This window comes from Clostridium sp. CM036, assembly GCF_055081135.1.
Genome location: NZ_CM143652.1, coordinates 570028 through 590054, shown reverse-complemented (window position 1 = coordinate 590054; position 20027 = coordinate 570028). Strand labels below are relative to the sequence as shown.

Here is a 20027-nt window from a genome sequence, read left to right as displayed (position 1 = left end):
CACCTATCTATCCCGAAAATGTTAAACAAAGTAAACATTTTGATTAAATAAGATTTTATCCTTGTTTATCTTAAAATCCCTAATTTCCTTTTTAATAATATTTCTTTCCCAAAGTTTATTAAGCAACTCTTCCATTTCTATATCAAAATCCTTAAACAAATCCTCCGTCATAATTTCCTCAGCACTTAAAAACTTATCTTTTTCTCTCATATAGTTTAAAAGCAGGCTACAATTACTCTTAATACTTGAGTTTATGCTTTGTTCTAAAAATGTCATAGTTTCTTGAATTGTCTCCACTGTATTTGATTTTTCAAAAAACAATTTATCAACGCAAAGTTTAAAGTCTTCATTTAAATTAAGCGCCATAGTCATTACATCCTTACTAATCATATATCCCGACGAGTTGACAAATAATCTTGAATACTTCTCTATACATCTTATCGCAGTACTATAGGCCGTATATACACCATCACTTGATAAATATTTTTTACATACGCCAATATCTTTTAAGAGTTTTCCTAGGAAACACATTCCCCATCGCTCTCTATCTACATCCGGGAAAAATCTACCACCGTCGTACCTTACTGTTATATCCATATCTTTTGAGAATATAAGTCTTGAGGATGAGAAAATTCTATGTATATATCCGCCCTTTAGATTATCAGAATAAAGTTGTATGAATTTTTCCTTACCCATGAGTTTAATATGAATAGGAACACCCTTCTCTTGTGCATATATGTCCCTAATCTCACTGAATTTCTCCCTGACAATTACGAAAATATCAATATCTGATTCTTCCCACAAATCGCCTGTTACCATACTTCCAAAAACCATTACTGATAAAACAGATTCGTCGATTTTTATTCTATCTACTACACTATTAAAAGCTTTCTGATATTGCAAAATAGTTTTCATCATTTCCTTGCCTCCCCCAAGTTTTTATGTGCCTTATAATTTTAAAATATGTTTAGTTGTCTTAAAAATCAAATTCCTAAATGAATATTTTATTAACTTTAATTCTCTCATAAAAATCACAATTACTGCACTGATATATATGAACACAAAACTGATCTTTGTCATCAATCTCCATATTAGCAGTATAATCATCATAAAATTCTTGTATTATTCCTTTATCGTTCATTATAGCACTACATTTTTCACAATTACAAATATTCCTTTCTAAATTATTGCAAACAGGACATATTTTTTTCATGATATTACCTCCAAATTCATTATCATATCTATTTTTACCAGTTTTTATTATAATAATCTTAATAAAAAAAAGAAAAGCATATAATTTTCTAATAAAAAAATAAAGAGAATCAAGTTTAATATTAATAACCCTGTTCTCCTTATCATTATGAAGATTATTTACAATCATGCTTTGATAATTTCAGCATGTTATCAACTTTACATCTTAACACTTTAATTAAATCTTCAGAAATTTCATTAACGTCTTCAGCTAAACCTAGAGCATTTTTTATTTCTGAACTGCGTCCAAAATTTGTATTCGACATATTACTTGCAGCGGTTGAAAAATTAATAGATGCAAGGCCTAATGTATATAGAGTGTCTATTAACGGTCTTATGTCATTTTCAAAATACGCACTTGCTTTAAAATCTAGTTGCAATCTATCTAATTCGAATCTTAAAACATTTATATTTACAACCTTATCTGCTAATGATTTAACGTCAAAATTATTGGATATGTCACATATGTCACAGGTATCAAATTGACCATCATTGGGTACCTTATCTTGTTCATTAATATCATTTATAATTTTTTTAATTAGTTTATTGACGTTATACTGATTTATTTTTTTGTTTTTTCTCTTTTCATTATCTGGATTTGATTTTTCTTCTCCCATATCTACTCCTAAGTTCTTTGATAAATGCTTCGGACCTAATATTAAATTATATAAGATGCCCATTGACTTTATTACACTTATGAAGATTTTTTTATAAAAAAGAAATTTCAACTACACTAAAATATATTTTTCACACTTATTATAAACTTCGTCGTCCCCTTGTACTGACATAAGCGTTCCTTCTTCAATATACTCTTCTGTATCAACCTTTGATCCTCTATGCAAATATGCCACTATTGCCTGATCAGTATATGGAATAAGCACCTTAAATTTTTTAAGAGTATATGGAAGGTCTTTACAAGTTTCTTTTAGAAGCTCCTCCAAATTTGTACCATCTTTAGCCGATATTTCAATTGATTTCAAATTCTTATATTTTTCTTTGATTTTCAAAATATTTTCTTGTGAGGCTTTGTCAATTTTATTCAACACCAATATTGTTGGCTTATCAATTGCGTTTAATTCTCTTAGAACCCCATCTACAGCCTCTATTTGTAGTACTGCGTTTTCAGATGATGCATCTACCACGTGCAGCAACAAATCTGAATATACAACTTCTTCAAGGGTTGATTTAAAGGCCTCTACTAAATCATGGGGAAGTTTCCTTATAAAACCTACTGTGTCAGTTACTGCTGCCACTCTATTATCAGGCAATAGTAGTGCTCTTGTTGTTACATCTAGAGTTGCAAAAAGCATATCTGCTTCAAACACTTTTTCTTTTTGCACAATACTTTTTAATGCTGCTACATCGCATAATGCATTTCTAAGTGTTGATTTTCCAGAATTAGTGTATCCAACTAAAGATACTTTTGAAATGCTATCGCGACTTCTCTTTTCTCTTTGCACATTTCTAGTATTTCTTATTTTTTCAAGTTCTTTATTTAATTCATAGATACCTTCTCTTATTCGCCTTTTATCTATTTCTAATTTTTTCTCTCCAGGTCCTCTTGTTCCAATTCCCGCACCTGTTCTTGATAGTATAGTTCCAAGTCCTGTTAAACGTGGTAATCTATATTTTAATTGTGCAAGTTCAACTTGAATTTTTGCTTCCCTAGTTCTTGCTCTTCGTGCAAATATTTCTAGTATTAGTGTAGTTCTGTCTATAACTTTACATCCAAGTACTTCCTCCAAATTTCTAACTTGAGAGCCTGATAATTCATCATCAAAGATTACTATATTCGCTCTTATTGCTTGCCTAAGACCAGCTACCTCTTCTGCTTTACCTCTACCTATATATAAAGCCGAATCTATTTTATGTCTATTCTGAAGTACTGTATCTATAGTTTCTACATTACATGCTTTTGCAAGTTCTGCAAGTTCTACTAAATCATCTTCACTTTCTATTCCTACTAAAATAGCTCGTTCTGAATCATCCTCAACAATTTCACTTGTTTTCATTAATTTTTCAATATATCTAATTTTGTCTAAAATATCATATTCCATTACTTCATTTATAGTTATTGGTCCTATTTCTTCTTCTATTAAAATGCTCTTTTCTATTCCACAAAAACCTATGTTATACTTTAAATTCTCTTTTTCTCCTATACCAATAGCTACTATACAATCTAACTTTAATTTTGTTAAAGCTGACATATCCAGCGCAGATAATCTTGAATTACCATTTGGGTGAGTGTGTACTACTTTAACCCCCGATAATCGACCTTCTCTTATATCGATTATAGGCAATTCCACTGTACTACTATCACCAATTGCCATACTAATTATTTTACCTTTTCTATCAATTGCAGCGCTAATTTCTCTATCCAAATCTTTTGTTACCTCGACTAGTATGTCTACCAATTCTTCAGACAAAATGCAATCTTTGGAAACCGTTATATCGCAAGCATTTTCCAATTTATTTAAAATTGAATTTTTAACTCCACCAATATTTCCATATATCAACGTAAATCACTCCATTCTAATAATATTTAACAAGTATCCTTATACTTATACTTGACAACTTTCATATAATTTTATACCATTAAAGCATTAATGTAAATATATATAGAGGGTGGGATTAACATTGGATAATAAAAAAAGAAATATTCTTATAACTAAAGACCAAATTGATGAAAGAATAGAGCAACTTGGTGCTGAGATTTCGAAAGATTATTGCGAAAAAAAATTATATATTCTTTCATTATTAAGAGGTAGCTTTATATATACCGCAGACCTTGTGCGTCAAATTACTGTGCCTACAAAAATAGGATTTATGACAACTTCAAGCTATGGTGATGGTGAAGAGTCTTGTGGATCAATTAATGTTATAAATGATATTCCTGACAATATTGAAGGTTTTGATGTATTAATAGTAGATGATATTGTTGATACTGGAATAACTATGGATTTCGTTGTGGCTCACGTTAAGTCTTTAGGTGCCACCAGCGTTAAATCTTGCGTTCTTTTAGATAAACCACTTAGAAGAAAAATTGAGATAACACCTGATTATTGTTGTTTTGAAATTCCAGATCTTTTTGTAGTTGGGTATGGATTGAATTACGGAGATTACTATAGGAATATACCATACGTATTTAATTGGGAAGACTAATAACCTTCTATATCAGAGAAGTCCATATTAATGACATTTCAGAGGGAAAGTCGTTAATATTGCAGCTCCGCAGGAGATTATTTAATAACTCACTTTTTCAATACTTCTTAAATACATATTGTTAGTTTATAAAAATAAAGTACGTTATTATTAATAGCGTACTTTATTTTTTATATTTTTGTTAATCACTACCACTATTGCCCAGTTTAAAATCTGTACCATTTAAATCTAATTGAACTGCAGTATTAGGTGTTTTTCCCACTATAATAGTTTCAGCAATTGGTACTTCATTAGCTACTTCGATATCATTACTTTTTAAAGGCGCAATTACTTTAACGGTAGTTTTTACTTTAACATAAATTTTATGCCTTGTTTGATTTATACCTGCACTTTCAAACTCAGAAGAATATTTAGTTTCTACATGGCCTATCGGCTGCATTTTTATGGTTACTTTAGGGCCATAATAAGATAAAATACTATTTCTTGTTATATAACCTATTGGGATTTTCATACCAACCTCCCCCAATTTCATAAGTTCCTTTTGGGATTCTAAAGCAACATCACATGCTATTTTATTCATTTTTAGAGTATCCGCTTTTAGCATTACAATATTCCCCTGTGAATCTTTATCCACTCTTATAACCTGGTCGTAGTTAAATTGCTTGGAATATTCACTAATAATTGATCTATTTACAATCTCTGTAGCCTTTGCTCTCATTTCCGCATCCGCTACCGCCATTACCGTTGGCATTACGGTTTTATCAAAAATGTATATGAATATTGTAAAATTTATCATAATTATGGCTATAATTATTAATATCCTAACTTTAATTTTATTTTTGATATTTATTACCTCCATCTAAGGTTATATGCTATTATATGTAACTTTTTTACGGTAAAGAATTTAAATATCCAACTCAAACTCAATATTCTATATTAAGCCACATTCAAATAAATACCATGATTATATGGTATAATATTAAAAGCTAATTATAGTTAAACAAGATGAATTTTTAGAAGGCGGAAAGCTACTTAATAAGTGTTTTCAGCTCCTGAGAAATGCAAGGAGGATACTTAATGGAAAAAGAAGAACCTAATAAAAAAAAGAAAAAAGAAACTGAGAAACATGTTTTTAGAACCCTTGTTTTTACTTTTCTAATTATAGCTTTAGTAAGCAGTGTAGTTATTGGAGGAGCAGTTCTAGCTATGATTAAGACAGCTCCTATCTTAGATATTAATGAATTTTTAAAATTGGATGAGATTACAATGTTATTAGACGATTCTGGAAAGACTATGGATGAATATGTTATTTCACAAAGAAGAATTAATGTACCTATTAATAAAGTTCCGGTCATCCTTCAGGATTCATTTATAAGTATTGAAGATGTTAGATTTCAAACACACCCAGGTGTTGACTTAAAAAGACTTGGTGGTGCTATTTTTAATGATATAAAGATAAAAATAGCTGGTAGCGGTCAAAGTCTCCAGGGCGCTTCAACTATAACTCAACAATTAGTTAAGTATAGAGTGTTTTTAGAAGATTCTATGGAAAACAGAACTTCTATAAAGAGAAAAATTCAAGAAATGTCTTTATCCTTACAAATTGAAAAAGTTTTGACCAAGTCTCAAATTTTAGAGACTTATATGAACACTATTTTTCTAGGAGGAAATGCTCATGGTGTAGAAGCAGCCTCTCATCAATATTTTAACAAATCTGTTGAAGATTTGACCTTAAAACAATGCGCTTTTCTTGCTAGCGCTGCACAAAATCCTAGTGTTTCATATAATTTGGCATCTAAATCAAATAAAAATAAAGAAGCTTTTGATTCAAATAGAACAAAAGCCGTTCTTGATAATATGTACAATAGTGGCAAAATCAGCAAAGAACAATTTGATTCAGCTATGGCTGAAGATTTAAATTTTAGTTTTTCACAAAAAGATGCAAACAAAATGAACTATGAGTACTTCTCAAGACCTGTACTCCTACAGGTTGCTGAGGATTTAATGAAACAAAATAATATTAGTAAAAAGGAAGCATATTCAATGCTTATGTACGATGGTGTAAAAATTTATACAACCATGAATAGAGATATGCAAAATGCATCACAGAAACTAATTGATGATCCTATGAAATCAACGCAAGCAGGCCTCCAGGCAGCCTGTGTTATCACAGATTATCATACAGGTGAAGTTAAAACTATTATAGGTGGACGTGGTGACCAAGTTCCTATGTCTTATAACAGAGGTGCGTCGAATGACTACTTAAAGGCTCCTGGATCAAGCATTAAGCCACTAACCGTATATGGTCCAGCTATCGATTCAAAAACAGCTACAGCTTCTACTATTATTGAAGATTCACCTATACCTGAAGACATTGGCAAGAAATATTCTGCTCCAGGTACACCTCCTTATAATCCTAGAAATTCCCCGCTTGGATATAAGGGATATTTACCTCTTAGAGATTGCTTAAAATATTCTGTTAATGTTGCAGCTGTTAAAATTGAGGATATGATTGGTCTTAAGACTGGCGTTTCTTATGGCGAAAAGTTTGGGTTGCAGTTAGATGACCAAGATAAGAATAGTATATCTGCTATGGCCCTTGGACAATTAGATGGTGGTACTTATAAAGGCACTAATCCTCTCACTATGTCAGCGGCATATGGTGTTTTTGGTAACAATGGGCTACGTACAACTCCCAGATTATACACTAAAGTAGTCGATAGATCTGGTAAAGTATTGCTTGAAACAAAACTTGAAACAAAACCTGTTTTATCTCCTCAAAGTGCATACATTATATATGATTTATTAAAAGGACCTGTAAGTCCTGGTGGTACTGGAACAAATGCTGTTTTTGGCGACATGCCAGTCAGAGGTAAAACTGGTACTTCTTCCGATTCTAAGAATCTGTGGTTTGTTGGTTTAACTCCATATTACTCTACAGCTGTTTGGATTGGAACCGATAAGGGAGATGAACTTAAAAATATTGGAAGTAATGATGCCGCTTCACTATGGGGAAATATTATGAAAAAAGCCCATACGTCTCTTCCAGTGAAAAACTTAGAAATGCCTTCTGGTATATCTCCCTATTCCGTATCAAAAGATTCAGGTGATATACCTACTGATTTAACTTATGCAGACCCAAGAGGCAATAGAGTTTACTCCGAACTATTTATTGATGGAACTCAACCTACATCCCTTGATAACATACATGTTTTGGCTAAGGTTATCAAAGACCCAAGTGGTAAATATGTTCTTGCATCAGAATTTACGCCACCTGGAAAAATTGAAACAAAAGTTTTTATAAAGAGAAATTATACACCTAATGTATTTCTAGAGGACTCTGCTTATGTATTACCAACAGCAGTTGACACCTTTTCAAATAATAGTATATTCCCCCCAGTTGCCACTCCTAAAGCTAGCATTCCTAAAACTAAAGGTAACTATTTTACTAAGCCTTAACACATAAATAAAAAACTACTATCAAATATTTGATAGTAGTTTTTTATTACCCTTTAGTTTTAGGATTGAATAACAACGCCATAATATATCCAAAGAAAATTGCAGCAGTAATACCGCCCGCAGTACCCTTTATACCTCCTGTAAATGCTCCTATAATACCAACTTCATCTACTTCCTTCATTACACTTTTAGCTAAACTATACCCAAACCCAGGAAGAGGTATACTTCCACCTGCTTTTCCATATTTTATCACCACATCATATATATTTAATGCACCTAATATTACACCAGCAGTTACAAATAAAACTAGTATTCTAGCTGGAGTTAATTTAGTAGTGTCCATAAGTATTTGGCCTATTATGCAAATTATCCCTCCAACTATAAAAGACATAATATAATTATTCATTTATTCACCCCCAAACTCTATTGAAACGGCATGAGCAATTCCTGGTATTGTTTCTCCTTGAAGCGGTGAAGTTGAACTTAAAAGTGCACCTGTGGAAACTAGTAGTATTCTTTTAAATTTTCCCTTTAGCATATTTTTTAGTAAGTACCCTGTTGCAACCACTGCAGAACATCCACAACCACTACCACCCGCGTTAGTTCCTTGGGTCTGCGCATCGAAAATTTCCTCACCACAGTCAATGTAATGACCCTTCATATCGTACTTATATTCTAGTAATAGTTTTTCTGTAAATTCTCTTCCTATAATGCCCAAATCTCCAGTAGCTATAATATCATAATCCGAAGGCTTTCGACCCGTGTCCATAAAATGTTGTTTAATAGTGTCTACAGCCGCTGGCGCCATTGCAACTCCCATATTATTCACATCAATTATTCCATAATCTTTGACCTTTCCAGTTGTAACATGGGTAACATATGGAAATTTACCTTTTTTCCCCAAAATCATTGCTCCTGCACCTGTAACGGTCCATTGCGCTGTTGGAGCTCTCTGACTTCCCATTTCCAGTGGCAATCTAAATTGCCTTTCAGCTGATGAGAAATGTGATGAAGTAGCTGCTATAACATAATTAGCCAGCCCACCCTCCATTATCATTGAAGCAACGCTTAAAGACTCTGCCATAGTTGAGCAAGCTCCATAAAGTCCTAGGAATGGTATATTCAAATCTCTAGCTGCAAAACATGAAGAAGATAACTGATTTAATAAATCACCTGCTAGTAGATAATTTATATCAACTTCTTTTAGTTTTGCTTTTTTTATGCCCTCTGATACAGCAGTATATAATAAACTAGTTTCAGCTTTTTCAAAGCTTTCAGTTCCATTAAGATCATCTTCTAAAATCCGGTCAAAATACTCTTTTAATGGTCCCTGCCCTTCCTTAGGCCCAACTATATTATATGTACTGATAATTCTAGGTTTACTTTCGATTTCTACTGTTTGAAGACCAATTCTTCTACCCATTTTAAATCACCACCTTAAAAAATAATATAAAATTCCTACAATTACAGATGACCCTATTCCATATACTAAAACGGGCCCTGCAATAGTAAACATTTTAGCTGCAACACCAAAAACAAAACCCTCTTTTTTAAATTCCATTGCTGGTGAAACGATTGAATTTGCAAACCCTGTAATTGGCACAACAGAACCTGCTCCTGCAAAATCACCTAGCTTATCATATACCCCTATGCCAGTAAGCACAGCTCCCATAAAAACCATAACTATAGATACATATGTGCCTACCTCATCTTTAGGAATACCAATTCCAGAAAAAATGTCACTGATAAATTGTCCTATTACACATATTAAGCCTCCAACCCAAAAAGCATTAAAACAATGCAATCCTAAATTAGGTTTAGGGATGTTATTAGAATTAAGTTTATCAAATTTTTTTCTTATAGTTTTTTCTTCCACTTTCATGAAATGTCCTCCTTGTCGCTTTTAATAGTCACTACTAATCATTTATTATATTGTATTATGCAAATATAATATGCTAATTCTTTATGTTAGTATTTGCATTAATATTATTTTTAGTCAAAAAAAATAAGACGAATTTATAGATAAGGAACTTCAAAATTTAAAATTGAAGTTCCTTATTTATATCTCATCTTATACACTCACTTTTATTAGATCAACTTTTCCCTCATTATTTTCAAAACTTTTTTTTCTATTCTCGATACTTGTACCTGGCTAATCCCCATCATTTTTGCAACTTGAATTTGTGTATTATCTTTAAAATATCTGAGCATAATTATTTGCCTTGATTTTGCATCAAGTTTTCTAAGTGCTTCTTTAAGGGAAATTTTATCTAAAACCTGATTATCTTCTTCGTATTTTTCACTTAATTTATCTATTAATAGTACTGGGGCACCATCATCTTGGTGTATTGTATCAAATAAATACAGCATATTGCTAGCAGACTCTAATGCATATACTATATCCTCTTTTTCAATTTTTGAAAAAACCGACAGTTCATCAATAGTAGGCTCCCTCCCCAATTCTTTGGTTAGAGTATCTTTATCATAATGTAATTGTCTTGCAGTAATCTTAACGCTTCTACTTACTTTTATAATTCCATCATCTCTAAGAAATCTTTTAATCTCTCCCATTATCATAGGTACGGCATATGTAGAAAATTTCACATTATACTTAGTATCAAAATTATTAATTGCCTTTACTAAGCCAATACATCCAATTTGAAATATATCATCATACTCATATCCCCTATTAAGAAATTTTTTACTTATTGATGAAACTAATGGTAAATTCATTTCCACCAACGTATCTAATGCACCCGGTTCTTTATTTCTAGCCAATTGAATAAGTTGCATATTATCTTCATAAGTATAGTTTTCTTTTCTTACTATTTTTTGATCCATAATATTCCACCTAACTTAAAGGATTAAATATTTTTTTCATTATTATACTTGTTCCCCTACCTTTATCAGACTTTACTTCTAAACTGTCCATAAAAGTCTCCATTACAGTAAAACCCATACCTGACCTCTCTAAATCTGGGCGGGAAGTATATAATGGTTGCCTAGCGAGTTCTAAATTGTCAATTCCTTTTCCTACATCTTCTATTATCACTGTTAGTTCAGTTCCATTAATAATAGCTTCTATATTAATCATTTCCTCTTCATTATCATATCCATGAATAATTGCATTAGTAACTGCTTCTGATACTGCTGTTTTAACGTCGGTAATTTCTTCAATTGTAGGATCTAATTGTGAAGCGAATGCTGCTACTGCTACTCTTGCAAAACTTTCATTCTGCGATTTACTTAAAAATTCAATTTTAATTCTATTGTAACACATACTAATCCCCCCACTAAATGTTGTTTACAGCTTGTTCAACGTCATCATATGACATAATAATCTTAAACATTCCTGACAATTCAAATACTCTTTTTACTGAAGATTTAATGTTAGTTACGCATACTTTCCCATTTTTCATATGTAACTTTTTGTATCTTCCAATGACCACACCAATACCGGAGCTGTCCATGAACGTCACATCTTTGAAATCCATAATTAATTTATTGTAGCTATCTCGTTCTAAACGATCATCTATAATGTTCCTTACTTCTTCAGCACTATGATGGTCTAGTTCTCCAAACATGTAAACTATCAATTTGTCCTCGCTATTTTCAAAATTTAAATGCATTTTCTTCCCCCCAAATCATTTTAAATTAAAATATTTTTTCAGTATTGCCTAAATAATGTACCTTTATTCTATATTCTATAACTTACATGATTTTCCTTCTTTTTTTATGTAATATTTTTTCATTTTTTTATGTTATACCCATTTTTATTAGATACTACAGTAAAATATGAAAATAAAAAGAAGCAGGATGACTAAATACAAAGTCACTGCTTCTTTTTACTATATCTTTAGTGTTTATTATATATTTTACTAAAACTTACAGTTAAATCTTTTTTCCCATTCCTCAATAAGTGAAGGTCTAAAGTCTGGATGAGCAATATTTATGAGCGACCTTGCTCTATCTCTTAATGTTTTACCTTTTAGCTCCGCAATACCATATTCAGTAATTACGTATTGTATTTCGTTTCTCAAAGTTGTAACCGCTGCTCCTTCATCAAGCAAAGGCGTAATTCTTGAAATCTTTCCTTTGCTTGCTGTAGAAGGCATTGCAATGATAGATTTACCGTCCTTTGCCATACTTGCACCTCTAATAAAGTCAACCTGTCCACCTGTCCCACTAAACTGAGTTAATCCAATAGTTTCTGCATTTACCTGTCCCATAAAATCTACTTGAATAGCAGAATTTATACAGACCATTTTACTGTTTTTTGCAATTATAGCCGGATCATTTACATAATCTACAGAATACATTTCAACCATTGGATTATTATCAACAAAGTCATAAAGTCTTTTAGTTCCCATGAGGAAAGTTACTACTATTTTCCCTGGATGAAGTGTCTTAGCTTTATTTGTTATAACTCCTGTTTCAACAAGTTCAACTACTCCGTCTGAAATCATTTCCGAATGTATACCTAAGTCCTTTTTATCCTTTAAAAACAAAAGTACTGCATCTGGAATAGCTCCTATTCCAAGTTGAAGTGTGGAACCATCCTCAACTAAAGAAGCACAATACTCTCCAATAGCTTTCTCAATATCTCCAATTTTAGGAGGATTAAGCTCTATTATTTGATGACTTACTTCTACAATATAATCAATATCAGAAATATGTATAAAAGAGTCTCCCATAGTTCTTGGCATTTTATTATTTACTTCTGCAATTACCATTTTTGCACATTCCGTTGCTGTCTTTGTATAATCAACAGATACACCGAAACTACAATAACCGTGTTCATCTGGTGCTGAAACTTGAACAATTGCCACATCTATTGGCAGATAGCCCTTCTTAAATAGCTCAGGTATCTTAGAAAAAAAACAAGGTGTAAAATCTGCTCTTCCATCTCTAATGGCTTCTCTTGTAGGAGCACCTGCAAATAAAGCATTGTGCTTAAAATGTTTTTCCATTCCAGTATTAGTATACTCAGCTTTTCCCATAGGAACCATGTGTGCAATTTCAACATTTTCATAAGCCTTACAATTAGCTACCATTGCAGCTATAATCTCTGTTGGCTCTCCACAAGCATGTCCTGTAACTACCCTATTTCCGGACTTTATTTTCCCTGCCGCTTGCTGCGCCGTAATCACCTTTGATTTATAGATTTCTTCTAAGTTCATACCAATCACTCTCCTAAATTATAAATTTTTGTTTTGACTATATATTAAATATTTTAATATCATAGTTTCAGTTTTTAAGGAAACGTTGTTATAAATAAGGTTATAATATTTCTTAAAATTTGTATTAGCACATTTTTGTTAGTATTTCAATGGATTATTGTGATTTATTTCACAAATATTAGAAAGCGAATTTACAGAAATTTATAAACTCCTGCATAATATATATACTAATATTTATTGTTCTTCCTGCATTTTTTAAACTTGTTCATTTTCACACCAATTCTAATTGGCTTATCTTTCCACTTATTATTCTTTTAGTATACACTAATTCTCTTAACTTGTATACCTAAATAAGGTTCTTTAATTATATTGTAGATTGCAATATAAAATGTCCGAAATTTTCAAGAAAAATATAATGTTAAGTTGTAATGGTTTTCTGTTCCATCATATTGGCAGATAAACCGTTGAAAATCCTTCTTGGATAATTGTTGATCCAGTGCTGTATTCGCATAATTTGTTTTTTAGAGAATGCTGAAATATCCACACCTTTTGGGATAAATCGTCGTATCATTTTATTGATATTTTCGTTTGTGCCTCGCTCCCATGAACTATATGGGTGAGCATAATACACTTTAGTTCTCTTTCGTTTATTTCTTACTGAGTTCTCAATACCCTCGAAATCAAGGTTCTCACAGCCGTTATCACAGGTGATTGTTTTAAATGTTTTCGAGAATAACATTCCCATTTTACGCTCCAATTTGTCCAATTCTTTCACGACAGCCGCCTGTGATTTAGATGGTATTTTAAAGACTAACTCCTTACGAGTTACTCTTTCACTTAACACCATCAAGACAGTTTTTGTACCCTGTTTGCCAACTACAGTGTCCATTTCCCAGTGGCCTATCTCATCACGTGCAGCTACCGCTGCAGGTCTCTCCGATATGCTAGTTCCTTTGGTATTGTTATACGCTGATCTTATTTTTTTATAGTTTCTCTTTTTAGCATTCTTTTTAACAGGCAGATCTTTGTTACTTATATTTAAAAACAAATTATTATCCAAATAGTTATACACAGTTTTGAAGCAAATAGTTGTTTCAAATTGTAGATCTTTATTTGTGATATTTTGAATAGCTGCATACGGAGATTCGCCATCTATACCAATAGCTTTTTCTAAGTACTTCACCAATTTATGATCTTTTCCTATTTTTAATGCAGGACCTTTAGCGGTACCTTGTTTGTCATGCTCTGACTGCCCAATTTCTGCGCTATATTCCATGCGAGTGGTTAAGTCACTATTCAATAGTTCTACAATTCCTTTAGCAATTTCACGCCTTATTGTACGTTCTGAACGCCCACCTATTTGCTCCGCAATACGAGTTGAATTAAGTCCCATTTTGTGTAAAGCTTCTAACTTTATGCGTTCCTCGTATGTTATGTGTTTACCTTTTCTGCTCTGTGTGATAAAATCTAATTGACTCATTTGAAATCCTCCCGTATATGTTGGTTTAGTCACTTAACATTATACAAGAGTATTTCTCTTGAGTCTTTATTTTTTGTTACTCTTCGGTCATTTCATTATACAACTTACCGTTCTTTAATTATATCTATAACCATATTTCCCATGTATTTATTAAAATACATCAGTTTGAAACTTCATAACTCTTATTAGCCTTTTTTATTTTGTACAAAACTTAACAAAATAAAAAAGGCACTAAAACATAAAATAAATAGAAGCAGTATAATAAAATGTAAAATCACCTCGCTTCTATTCCTTTTATTCAAAAGTCTTTCTCTTGCTTATGCCTCCAATTCTTCATTTTCAAACAGCATAACATCAAATTTTGGTTTATTTCCTGATTGAATGATTATACAAAGTACAATGCCTGCTGCTAATCCCCAAGCTGCCCCTCTTGTTGCAACTACAGCAGCCATAACACCTGCAATACCTAGATCATTTGCTGTACGCGCCTTCAAAACTCCTACCCTTATAGAAACATACCCCTGTATTAGCATTGTAGATGCTAGTGCAATTCCTAAGATAGGTTTGCATAGGGAAACTATTGGTAAGAGTAAATATCCAGTAAGCGTACCGAATCTGAAGGAACCCGCTCCACCAAATATCGACTCCATAGACTCCTTGCCATGTTTATATCTTTCACAAATAACAACTTGCATTGCTGCCCATAGTGGTCCACACATTGTAAGATCTGGTCCTATTACAGACATTAGCATGTTACGAAGACCAAATATTATGTGAGATCTGTTCGGATTATAATCTATAAGTTCATCTGGTCGCTCCTTCTTACAGTCTCCTATTAACGCTTGAGATTGTATCATATCACCAAATAAAACTATATATGCAGAAATAACCATCGGTAGAGCATTTATAAACATTTTGACTGGAGGAAACCCTATATCTTTAGAAAAAAGGGTCCATTGTGTCCATAAAACTCCAAAAGCTGGTTTTGTTATACCCCATTCTACCTTAGGCCAAGCTGTTTCCCCAACTAAAGGCGCAAATATTATCGCAAGTGCTATAATTGGTAGTATGCCTAAATTAGATATTGCTTTTAAAATTTTATTTTTATTGCTAATACTTTTAAAATGATTTGAAAATAAAAGGTAGAAACCTAACCCTACACAAACAACAATAGAAATTGGAAATTGATCAAAACGAGCACCTTTTACAAATATAATATTTACAGCTGCAATACCAGCTCCAATTATAATGCCGGACTGCATAGCATTAGGAACAATGTGAACTATCTTCTTACCAAGTCCTGTAGCACCTAATAATAATGCTAAAGCTCCTAGACTCATTTCAAATGCAATTAATGCTTGTATTCTTTCAGGTCCTATGGCATAATCACTTACATAAAGAATGAGAAGTGGAATGGCTGGTGTAACCCACCCAGGCACAACTGGATCCCCTAAAAATACATGTGCACAATAAAATATACCATTTAACACAACAACTGCCATTGCTACTTCAAAAGGCATTCCTAAAAATTCCTGGAGCATTGGAATAGCTCCAAGACAAACCGCACACATCAGTAATCCTTGAATATAATCTGCCATTTGAAACTTATAGTGAATTCCAGGTATTCTTATCTTAAAAGGACCTGCAGGTATATATGGTTGTTCTTTCACAAACTCTTTTTTAATAGACATAAATTAACCTCCGATTTTATTTCCTACCACTTGTTCTGCCGTAATGACCTTTGATTTGTAAATATCTTCTAAGTTCATACCTATTACTATCCTAAATTATATTTTTTTTGTTTTGACTATATATTATCTAATTTAATATAGCTTTCACTTAGTAAGAAATCGTTACCAAAACCACTGTCATTTTAATATGTCTGAATGCATTTTTCTTAGTATTTCAATGAATTATTGTGATTATTTTCACAAATATTAGCAAAAAAATTTATAAATCCCTGTATAATACATATATCTTATTATTTAGTATATACTAAGTATCTTAACTTGTATACCTAAAAGAAATTCAGCATTTCATCTAAAAAAGCGCGACCCAAGAACATGAAAATAAATAGAATCAAGATAATTAAATACAAAATCACCCTGCTTCTATTCATTAATTTTTAGTAAAAACCTTTGGTATCATCAATAAGAATTTTTTAGAGTATAACTGTAATAACTTCATCCACAGGCTTTCTACGAGGGCTTTTATTTTCCTCTTCTAATGGTAATCCAATAGGGGTTAATGCCATTAATGAATATTCTTCTTTTTTAAAATTAAGCACATCTCCAATTTCTTTTGCAGCATAATTTGGACCTGTCATCCAGCATGTGCCATAGCCAAGACTCGCTGCTGCAAGTAATAAGTTTTCCATTGCGGCCGATGCTCCCTGTATTCCTGGTGCAGTATTAAAAAGTTCTTGTATATCATCTGCGCTTTCATTAATGGCCTTAAATTCTTCAAATCCTGTTGGTTTATAATTTCCAGCATATACTAGAATTAAGCAAGGAGCATTCCTAAATGCAATATGGTATTTTAAAGATTTAGTGAAAATTGCCTTAATATTTTCATCTACAATTTTAGATGCTATTTCTGAATTTTTATCTTCCACGACTTTTACAATTTCATTTATCTTTTCTTTATTTCTAATTATTACAAAGTGCCAATTCTGAACATTTTTACCCGATGGAGCGTGAATAGCCGCTTTAATAATCTCCTCTAAATCAATCATAGGAATAACTTCGTCCTTAAATTTTCGTATACTGTGTCTTTTATAAATAAAATCTAAATTCGACATGGAATACCTCCTAATTTTATATTGTATATCATATACTATAAAGAGAGAGGTTTAACCCTCTCTCCTTATATTTTAATACAAATTCTTATAAACGTCTCTAATTTCATCTCTGCTTAAAGGCACATAATTATTAGCTAAAAGTCTTGCCTGACCTACAATAACGCTATCCGCAAAGCCTTCAATATCTTCTACCTTCATACCGTAGTCTTTCAAAGGTTTTCTAGTTAATAATTTATCAAGTATGCTGGCAAGTGCTGCAAATACATCATCTTCACCATTTACATTTAAAATATCTGCAAGTATTTTTTTAATATCTTTAATTTTACCATTTGGATTTTTCTTATTATAAGTTCTAAATACTTCAACAAACATCTGGTAGTTTGCTTCTCCATGAGGAACGTGGTAAGTTCCACCAAGTGGATAAGAAAGTGCATGAACAGCACCAACTCCTGTGTTTCCAAAAGCAATACCAGCATAGTTACTACCTATTACAAAATCTTCAATTATTTCTTTTCTGTATTCTTCACCTTTTTCAATTATTTGAACGTATCCTTTTAAAATCAATTCCATTGCTTTAACACTAAATAATTCTGTGTATGGATTAGATTTTGGAGATACATAGGACTCAATAGCATGAATCAACGCATCAATTGAACTAGCAACAAAAAATCTGTATGGTAGTCCTTTAACTAGTTCTGGAATAAGTACTGCATGATCAGCTAATAATTCATCTGTAGCAAGGCCCATTTTTGTATGTTTAGCTTTAATTTCAGCTATAGATAAATTTGTAACTTCTGAACCCGTTCCAGCAGTTGTAGGAACTATTATAAGCTCTTTATCCTTTATAAGTGGAACTTTTTTCTCAAATAAATCTAATGCTGTATTATCACCTTTTATTACAAGAAGCTTTGCTATGTCAATAACACTACCGCCACCAACAGCAAAAATCCTTTTAAAAGTTTTCCCCTTAATAGTAGCGAGAACTGCATCAATTATTTCATCTGAAGGTTCTCCAACTCCATATTTTTCCAGGAAAACTACTTCAGCGTTAAGATTTAGGCTTCCGAAAAAAGGATTATATATAAATTCATTTGATAATACAAAATCTCCTTCACCGATATTAAAGGTTTCAGCAAAATCCTTTGCTGTATCAAACTTATGAATTTGTGACTTAATTGAAAATAATTTCATTATTTTACCTCCTATTTAATTTAATTTAATTTAGGTAATTAGGTTTCAACATAAATTGAAACCTAATAACTCTATATTATTTTGACCAAATTTCCTCTATAGTTGGAACCTTAGCATCCTTATTGAAATATCCTATTCTTGATATATTTATTAAGTGGTAATACGTAAAGTTTTCAGATATTGAATTATTTCCCCAAGATCCACAGCCAAGAGTTGTAGATGGATTGAATCCATTATTGAAACTTCCACCCGCTCCTGTTGATGATGTTTGATTAACAACTAATCTACTTATAGGTAATTCTTTTCCTGCATATTCAATATGATCATTATCATTTGAATGAACCGCTGTAGTATGACCTGCGCCTTCATATAAAAGGTTAGTTTTAGCTAGTTCTACTGCTTCTTCAAAAGTATTGTAAGTCATTGTGATCATAAATGGGAACATTTTTTCCTTGTTAAGTACATCTAGTGATCCTATTCCTTTAGTTTTTAGTATAACTACTTTAGTATCTTCAGGAACCACAACTCCTGCCATATCAGCAATAAATTGAACTGATTGACCAACAAGTTTGCCATTTATACTTCCACCTGGGAACATAACCTTTCTAAACTTATCAATTGTTGCTTCATCTTCAATGTAGTATGCACCATTATCAACAAATGCCTTCATTATTTCAGAATGTTTTTCAACTGGAGCAATAATTGATTGTTCTCCAGAACAGATGATACCATTATCAAACTTTCTTCCTGCTATAATATCTTTAGCGGCTTTATCAAAATCATAATCTCTATCAATAATAACTTGAACATTTCCTGCTCCTACTCCGAATGCTGGTTTTCCGCTTGCGTAAGCAGCCCTTACCATTCCCATTCCGCCAGTAGCTACAACTGTATCAGCAGCTGCCATTAATTCTCCAGTTAATTCAACAGATGGTTCTGATATTATTTGAATTAAATTTTCTGGTGCTCCTAGTTTCCTTAATTCATCATTCATTAGTTTAACAGCATGTGCTGAGCAATCCTTAGATCTTGGGTGTGGAGCAACAATAATTGCATTTCTTCCTTTTAATGCAAACATGGCATTACACATAGGTGTAACTATTGGATTTGTAGTTGGTGTAATAGAAGCTATAACTCCCTTTGGCTTAGCAACTAGTACTATTCCTTCTTTTCCTTCTTCTGCTCCAATGATATCTACAGATTTTTTACCTTTTAAACTGTTCCATATAGTCTTTGACTTACCCATGTTCTTAGCTACCTTATCTTCATAAACTCCCATTCTTGTTTCAGTTACCGCTTCTTTTGCAAGTATTTCAGCATTATCAAATATAACCTTACCAATAACTCTAACTAAATCATCCACCTGTTCTTGATTATAATTTGCAATACCTGCTTGAGCTGTCTTTGCCTTAATCATCATTTCATTTATATATGCCTTGTTATCCATTTTATCTTCCTCCTATTTGTTTTATATTGTTTTATATATTTATATATTTTTTTATAT

Annotated in this window: 19 protein-coding genes; 2 read left to right on the top strand and 17 right to left on the bottom strand. The window is 32.1% G+C overall.

The window, feature by feature from the left end:
- Positions 1-21: 21 nt before the first annotated feature.
- The 4 genes from ACWJKE_RS02745 to hflX form a co-directional block, all read right to left on the bottom strand.
- Entirely contained in the window at positions 22-918 is an 897-nt protein-coding gene (locus ACWJKE_RS02745; RefSeq protein ID WP_216302769.1) for a nucleotidyltransferase domain-containing protein, read from the bottom strand.
- A gap of 73 nt (positions 919-991) precedes the next feature.
- Positions 992-1213: a hypothetical protein gene (locus tag ACWJKE_RS02740; RefSeq protein ID WP_165413405.1), complete on the bottom strand. Its 222-nt coding sequence runs from the start codon at positions 1211-1213 to the stop codon at positions 992-994.
- 154 nt (positions 1214-1367) lie between these two features.
- The gene (locus ACWJKE_RS02735; protein ID WP_220285841.1) at positions 1368-1931 is read right to left on the bottom strand and encodes a hypothetical protein; all 564 of its coding nucleotides are present in this window, start codon (positions 1929-1931) and stop codon (positions 1368-1370) included.
- 48 nt (positions 1932-1979) lie between these two features.
- Complete coding sequence (hflX, locus tag ACWJKE_RS02730; RefSeq protein ID WP_220319531.1) at positions 1980-3767, bottom strand: GTPase HflX; 1788 nt, start codon at positions 3765-3767, stop codon at positions 1980-1982.
- Positions 3768-3888: 121 nt separating this feature from the next.
- Here hflX and hpt point away from each other — a divergent pair, with 121 nt between their 5' ends.
- Positions 3889-4413 (top strand): hypoxanthine phosphoribosyltransferase, encoded by a 525-nt coding sequence (gene hpt, locus ACWJKE_RS02725; protein ID WP_165413402.1) that lies wholly within the window; start codon positions 3889-3891, stop codon positions 4411-4413.
- A gap of 181 nt (positions 4414-4594) precedes the next feature.
- Here the strand turns inward: hpt and yunB are convergent, their stop codons facing one another.
- Positions 4595-5272, bottom strand: a complete 678-nt coding sequence (yunB, locus tag ACWJKE_RS02720; RefSeq protein WP_165413401.1) for a sporulation protein YunB — start codon at positions 5270-5272, stop codon at positions 4595-4597.
- A gap of 218 nt (positions 5273-5490) precedes the next feature.
- Between yunB and ACWJKE_RS02715 the strand changes: the two genes are divergently transcribed.
- Positions 5491-7872: a transglycosylase domain-containing protein gene (locus ACWJKE_RS02715; protein ID WP_216303693.1), complete on the top strand. Its 2382-nt coding sequence runs from the start codon at positions 5491-5493 to the stop codon at positions 7870-7872.
- Positions 7873-7918: 46 nt separating this feature from the next.
- Here ACWJKE_RS02715 and spoVAE read toward each other — a convergent pair whose 3' ends face one another.
- The 12 genes from spoVAE to ACWJKE_RS02655 all read right to left on the bottom strand — a co-directional run bounded on the left by spoVAE (position 7919) and on the right by ACWJKE_RS02655 (position 19970).
- Positions 7919-8278: a stage V sporulation protein AE gene (gene spoVAE / locus ACWJKE_RS02710; protein WP_165413399.1), complete on the bottom strand. Its 360-nt coding sequence runs from the start codon at positions 8276-8278 to the stop codon at positions 7919-7921.
- The gene (gene spoVAD, locus ACWJKE_RS02705; protein ID WP_216303694.1) at positions 8279-9295 is read right to left on the bottom strand and encodes a stage V sporulation protein AD; all 1017 of its coding nucleotides are present in this window, start codon (positions 9293-9295) and stop codon (positions 8279-8281) included.
- 6 nt (positions 9296-9301) lie between these two features.
- Positions 9302-9754 carry a stage V sporulation protein AC gene (spoVAC, locus tag ACWJKE_RS02700; protein ID WP_462959139.1) on the bottom strand — a complete coding sequence of 151 codons (453 nt, stop codon included), beginning with the start codon at positions 9752-9754 and terminating at the stop codon, positions 9302-9304.
- 206 nt (positions 9755-9960) lie between these two features.
- On the bottom strand, positions 9961-10713 hold the full coding sequence (gene sigF, locus ACWJKE_RS02695) for an RNA polymerase sporulation sigma factor SigF (protein WP_165413396.1): 753 nt from the start codon (positions 10711-10713) through the stop codon (positions 9961-9963).
- A 10-nt stretch (positions 10714-10723) separates the two neighbouring features.
- Positions 10724-11152, bottom strand: a complete 429-nt coding sequence (gene spoIIAB, locus ACWJKE_RS02690; RefSeq protein WP_165413395.1) for an anti-sigma F factor — start codon at positions 11150-11152, stop codon at positions 10724-10726.
- A 13-nt stretch (positions 11153-11165) separates the two neighbouring features.
- Entirely contained in the window at positions 11166-11501 is a 336-nt protein-coding gene (spoIIAA, locus tag ACWJKE_RS02685) for an anti-sigma F factor antagonist (protein ID WP_165413394.1), read from the bottom strand.
- Positions 11502-11750: 249 nt separating this feature from the next.
- The gene (locus ACWJKE_RS02680) at positions 11751-13052 is read right to left on the bottom strand and encodes an acetyl-CoA hydrolase/transferase family protein (RefSeq protein ID WP_216303695.1); all 1302 of its coding nucleotides are present in this window, start codon (positions 13050-13052) and stop codon (positions 11751-11753) included.
- A 418-nt stretch (positions 13053-13470) separates the two neighbouring features.
- Positions 13471-14532 (bottom strand): IS30 family transposase, encoded by a 1062-nt coding sequence (locus ACWJKE_RS02675; protein ID WP_462953225.1) that lies wholly within the window; start codon positions 14530-14532, stop codon positions 13471-13473.
- 317 nt (positions 14533-14849) lie between these two features.
- Entirely contained in the window at positions 14850-16223 is a 1374-nt protein-coding gene (locus ACWJKE_RS02670) for a hypothetical protein (protein ID WP_216303696.1), read from the bottom strand.
- Between the two features lie 470 nt (positions 16224-16693).
- Positions 16694-17332 carry a nitroreductase family protein gene (locus ACWJKE_RS02665; protein ID WP_220285843.1) on the bottom strand — a complete coding sequence of 213 codons (639 nt, stop codon included), beginning with the start codon at positions 17330-17332 and terminating at the stop codon, positions 16694-16696.
- Between the two features lie 72 nt (positions 17333-17404).
- Positions 17405-18523, bottom strand: a complete 1119-nt coding sequence (locus ACWJKE_RS02660; protein ID WP_216303698.1) for a 4-hydroxybutyrate dehydrogenase — start codon at positions 18521-18523, stop codon at positions 17405-17407.
- A 76-nt stretch (positions 18524-18599) separates the two neighbouring features.
- Positions 18600-19970 carry an aldehyde dehydrogenase family protein gene (locus ACWJKE_RS02655; protein WP_165413389.1) on the bottom strand — a complete coding sequence of 457 codons (1371 nt, stop codon included), beginning with the start codon at positions 19968-19970 and terminating at the stop codon, positions 18600-18602.
- Positions 19971-20027 lie beyond the last annotated feature (57 nt).

Coding starts and splice junctions, on each gene's coding strand:
- spoIIAB (WP_165413395.1), bottom strand. CDS start 11,152: ATGTGTTACAATAGAATTAAAATTGAATTTTTAAGTAAATCGCAGAAT.
- ACWJKE_RS02745 (WP_216302769.1), bottom strand. CDS start 918: ATGATGAAAACTATTTTGCAATATCAGAAAGCTTTTAATAGTGTAGTA.
- ACWJKE_RS02735 (WP_220285841.1), bottom strand. CDS start 1,931: ATGGGCATCTTATATAATTTAATATTAGGTCCGAAGCATTTATCAAAG.
- ACWJKE_RS02680 (WP_216303695.1), bottom strand. CDS start 13,052: ATGAACTTAGAAGAAATCTATAAATCAAAGGTGATTACGGCGCAGCAA.
- ACWJKE_RS02665 (WP_220285843.1), bottom strand. CDS start 17,332: ATGTCGAATTTAGATTTTATTTATAAAAGACACAGTATACGAAAATTT.
- spoVAC (WP_462959139.1), bottom strand. CDS start 9,754: ATGAAAGTGGAAGAAAAAACTATAAGAAAAAAATTTGATAAACTTAAT.
- ACWJKE_RS02670 (WP_216303696.1), bottom strand. CDS start 16,223: ATGTCTATTAAAAAAGAGTTTGTGAAAGAACAACCATATATACCTGCA.
- spoVAE (WP_165413399.1), bottom strand. CDS start 8,278: ATGAATAATTATATTATGTCTTTTATAGTTGGAGGGATAATTTGCATA.
- ACWJKE_RS02675 (WP_462953225.1), bottom strand. CDS start 14,532: ATGAGTCAATTAGATTTTATCACACAGAGCAGAAAAGGTAAACACATA.
- spoIIAA (WP_165413394.1), bottom strand. CDS start 11,501: ATGCATTTAAATTTTGAAAATAGCGAGGACAAATTGATAGTTTACATG.
- ACWJKE_RS02715 (WP_216303693.1), top strand. CDS start 5,491: ATGGAAAAAGAAGAACCTAATAAAAAAAAGAAAAAAGAAACTGAGAAA.
- ACWJKE_RS02740 (WP_165413405.1), bottom strand. CDS start 1,213: ATGAAAAAAATATGTCCTGTTTGCAATAATTTAGAAAGGAATATTTGT.
- yunB (WP_165413401.1), bottom strand. CDS start 5,272: ATGGAGGTAATAAATATCAAAAATAAAATTAAAGTTAGGATATTAATA.
- ACWJKE_RS02660 (WP_216303698.1), bottom strand. CDS start 18,523: ATGAAATTATTTTCAATTAAGTCACAAATTCATAAGTTTGATACAGCA.
- sigF (WP_165413396.1), bottom strand. CDS start 10,713: ATGGATCAAAAAATAGTAAGAAAAGAAAACTATACTTATGAAGATAAT.
- ACWJKE_RS02655 (WP_165413389.1), bottom strand. CDS start 19,970: ATGGATAACAAGGCATATATAAATGAAATGATGATTAAGGCAAAGACA.
- spoVAD (WP_216303694.1), bottom strand. CDS start 9,295: ATGGGTAGAAGAATTGGTCTTCAAACAGTAGAAATCGAAAGTAAACCT.